At 52.8% G+C, this 3382-nt stretch carries 4 protein-coding genes; all 4 read right to left on the bottom strand.

The features are described 5' to 3' along the window. Positions 1-93 precede the first annotated feature (93 nt). Positions 94-606, bottom strand: coding sequence for a DUF6653 family protein (locus tag HW561_RS23175; RefSeq protein WP_176867743.1), 513 nt, complete (start codon positions 604-606; stop codon positions 94-96). 82 nt (positions 607-688) lie between these two features. Continuing rightward, positions 689-1792 carry an alpha/beta fold hydrolase gene (locus HW561_RS23170; RefSeq protein WP_176867742.1) on the bottom strand — a complete coding sequence of 368 codons (1104 nt, stop codon included), beginning with the start codon at positions 1790-1792 and terminating at the stop codon, positions 689-691. 387 nt (positions 1793-2179) lie between these two features. Beyond that, positions 2180-2683 (bottom strand): outer membrane protein, encoded by a 504-nt coding sequence (locus HW561_RS23165; protein WP_176867740.1) that lies wholly within the window; start codon positions 2681-2683, stop codon positions 2180-2182. Positions 2684-2828: 145 nt separating this feature from the next. Beyond that, on the bottom strand, positions 2829-3382 hold a 554-nt coding region (locus HW561_RS23160), incomplete at its 5' end, for a hypothetical protein (RefSeq protein WP_211198749.1).

Here is a 3382-nt window from a genome sequence, read left to right as displayed (position 1 = left end):
GCTCCGCATCTGATGGGCTGCCAGGCATACCGTGGCAAAACACTACTTTCTTCATGATCGTATTCCCGAGTGGTTTAAATGTGGCGCCACAGATCAACTGCCAACCGTCAGATCTTCAATAGTTCCGCCGTCGCGCAGGAAGTCGTTCCAAACCCAGGCCATGCGGTCCACAAACCAAATCTTGCCGCCCGAGATCACTACTATGCCGAGGCACGTGAAACCTAAGTCGAATGCCCACAGACCATAGGCAAATGGCAATAGACCAACGCCGCTGGCAATGGCGACCGTATTTGCGACGCGCTTATGATGTTCCGCAACTTTGTCGCGGTGCCGCAGCCAGACACGCTCGCCAAGAACACCCTGTGCGGACCAACTGTCGAAAGACTCCGGCCGCGAAAAAGCGCGTGGATTGATCCATATCCAGACAAGAACGATGCCGACCGCAAGCCACGCCCAATAACCAATCCATGCTCTGCTCCAGATTGCCAACGCCAGAAGCGGCAGGGGTGTCAACACACGGGTCCAAACGGACCAAGAGTTCGCATGCCGCAGCCAAACCTCGTCCTTCATGCCCATGAGGCGTTCGGAAATTCGAGCTATGTCCATTTTTGCAACTCCTGGATCCACCTCTCCGCAAATGGGAGGGATAGGGTTTATTTATGTGGATGAGGAGACGCCGCCCCGCTCGTCAGTTGGTAGGCGTCTGGTTTCTTATTTGAACCAGGGCTTCAGCCCAGGCATTGGGTTGGTCGTACATCACCATATGGGCGGCGCCATCGATAGGGGTAAAACTCTTCGCTGGAGCCTTAAGGTGTTCGTAATACTCACGTGCCAGATCGGCCGGGGTGTTCTGGTCTTCTGCTCCGGTTATAAAGTGGATCGGCAGATCCAGGACCGGGTGCGAGGTGAAGAGGTCGTATGCACCAACAATCTCTGGCTGTTCAATCGCTGTGCTCGATAGATCAAGACCGCGGCGATAGTTCTTAACCTGTGCGTCCGTGTAGTAGGGGCTCCGCCCTTCTAGCACATAGAAGAGATAGCGATCCCATAGCCCTTCGGTGTTAAAGTCTCCGGCACCGTATTCTGCCAAAACTTCACGCTGAACGGTGAGATCTGCCTCATCAAGTGCATCGAACGGCTCAATCGCCTTGAGTTTACGCTGAGTTTCAGCATCGCCGCGAACTTCAGCCTGATCCAATGCCCACTCAAAACCCATGTTCATACTGCGCACCCACGCGACACGCTCAGACGTTGGGATGAATGCGTGATAGGGGGAACTATCCTCTGCGATAGTCATGAAACCCAGCGCGCTGCCCCACGAATGACCGCTCAGAAATATTTTCTCTTGCCTGTAGCGGTCGCGTAGGAGGTTGGTGAGTTGAAGCGTATCCGCCACCAACTTGGATGGCGTGATGTCCTCTATCGTGAGATCGTCGTTGAATGAACTTCCGGCTCCACGTTGATCCCAATGGACAACGACAAAGTTCTCTTCCAACAAGGGCGTGTGGAACAGATCGACCCAGGGCATCACGGCACCACCCGGACCCCCGTGCAAAAATAGCAGGACCGGTTGGGACAAATCACAAGTGCGAATAAGTATCGTTTGCTCAATCCCGCCAAGAACAACTATTTCCTGTGAAACGAAGCTTCCGAAACACTCTATAGCTGCAACATCTTCGCCGCTGCGCGTCACGGCAATTTCTTGACGATCCTGGGCAAATGACGACCCAGCAAAATTGGCGGCACAGAATGTCAACAGTAAGAGACGGCGTTGAAGCTTGAATGAGTACATTGTTCGCTGCCCATTGAATTAATGCATTGTGGTGGCGTCTCGAATTCGGTTGCGACCTGAACTCAATATCTCAGATAGAGATTGGGCTCGCGCTTGCCATATTCTGGGAGACCAATATCGCGACGCATGTGATTAGATAGGAATGCCAGCTCGCCATGTTTGGGCAAACGCGGGAAAACAGGACCGCCCATAAACGCTGGGCGTTTCGAGACCATAAAAGTAAGATAGTCGAGCCAAGCTTTTACTTTAAGTGGTATTAAGTTTAGCCGTTCGGTCTTTAGAGTTGGCACGTTAGTCACCTGGCGCCTCTCCGGAATTTGAAGGTGGTAGAAAAATGGGGAACCGTTTGAAGTCCCCCGCCATTTTCGAAATCTCGAATGGCTACAGCTAGAACTTGTAGGACACCCGAAGCGCGAGAGAGTCAGCGGTGATATCATCACCCGACGTGTCGTATGTGTCTCGCAGGTATTCAAGACCAACCAGAACCCTGTCCGTCGCGCGATAAGTCACGCCAACACCAGCGGAATAGCCGTCTTCGCTCTTGGATCCGCCATCAATGTTTGCATAGCCAACCACGCCATAGAGGTATGTCCGGCCAAATACATGCCCACCTTTGAACTTCAAGCGTACAGTATCGACTTTTTCGGCTTTCCCTCCGGACTCGACCTCAGCGCCCGCGTCATAAGTAAGTTCACCGCCGATTACGTAGCCGTCAAAATCGTGAAGGTAACCGGCATGGAGACCCAGAGCTGCATTTCCATTATCGTTGTTGCCTTCCGAGACATCGATTGTGGATAACTGCAAACCCGCGTTGAAGCCGGTCCAGCTTTCATTTGCCAAGGACAAAGTCGGCATCACGGCTGCCAGTGTGATCATCGTGATAGTTTTCATTTAAAAGGTCCGTTCTCTTGGTTGTGTCGAAAGACCATCCGGACACTGGGCATGCGTGATGCGCCAGCGGGAATAATTTTCCGTTAGTGGGGGTATTGGAATTACCGCTTTCCGTTTTCCGTCCAGCGGTGATCCAAAACTCGGATCAGAGGATCGGTTTGGGTTTGCTGGTCATTTGAAGCAGTTTCCCTGATTGGTCATATCGGGCAGTGACCAGCACCCGGCGCGCATGTGCCACCTCTAGCGGGCCACCAACTACTTCCCAAAGCCCGAAGGTAAAAAGATCCAGTGTTCCATGACCTGCTGCTCGCGCCAGGTTTGGTTTTGTCCTGGGCTCAACATCATAGACGGCCACCCAATCTCCATTGGCTTGTTGTTGCAATTCATCGGGTGAGCCCAACTGGCGTTCAACATTGAACCGTGTGGCCTCCTGGCTAACAACGCTCAGATCAGGTCCATCACTGCCGGTTGCTGCCATGTTGGCGGCACATCCGCTTAGTGCGGCACCACAAATGAGCGCGACGAACACTGAACGCACAAACTGACTGGAGGTCGCAATGCGTTGCATTGCTAACCTTCGAACTCGACCTGCTTCAAAAGAGACCGGGTTCTTCGGCCCTATTGATTTATCGGATTTTTTCATGGCCTTTCCATATCCTGATTGAATTGTGCGTTGCATTGGGGGCTCCTGCTTCAAGC

The sequence above is a fragment of the Ruegeria haliotis genome (genome assembly GCF_013377785.1).
GTDB classification, from domain to species: Bacteria; Pseudomonadota; Alphaproteobacteria; order Rhodobacterales; family Rhodobacteraceae; genus Ruegeria; species Ruegeria haliotis.
This window is presented reverse-complemented; position numbering and strand designations above follow the sequence as displayed.

Coding starts and splice junctions, on each gene's coding strand:
- HW561_RS23175 (WP_176867743.1), bottom strand. CDS start 606: ATGGACATAGCTCGAATTTCCGAACGCCTCATGGGCATGAAGGACGAG.
- HW561_RS23165 (WP_176867740.1), bottom strand. CDS start 2,683: ATGAAAACTATCACGATGATCACACTGGCAGCCGTGATGCCGACTTTG.
- HW561_RS23170 (WP_176867742.1), bottom strand. CDS start 1,792: ATGTACTCATTCAAGCTTCAACGCCGTCTCTTACTGTTGACATTCTGT.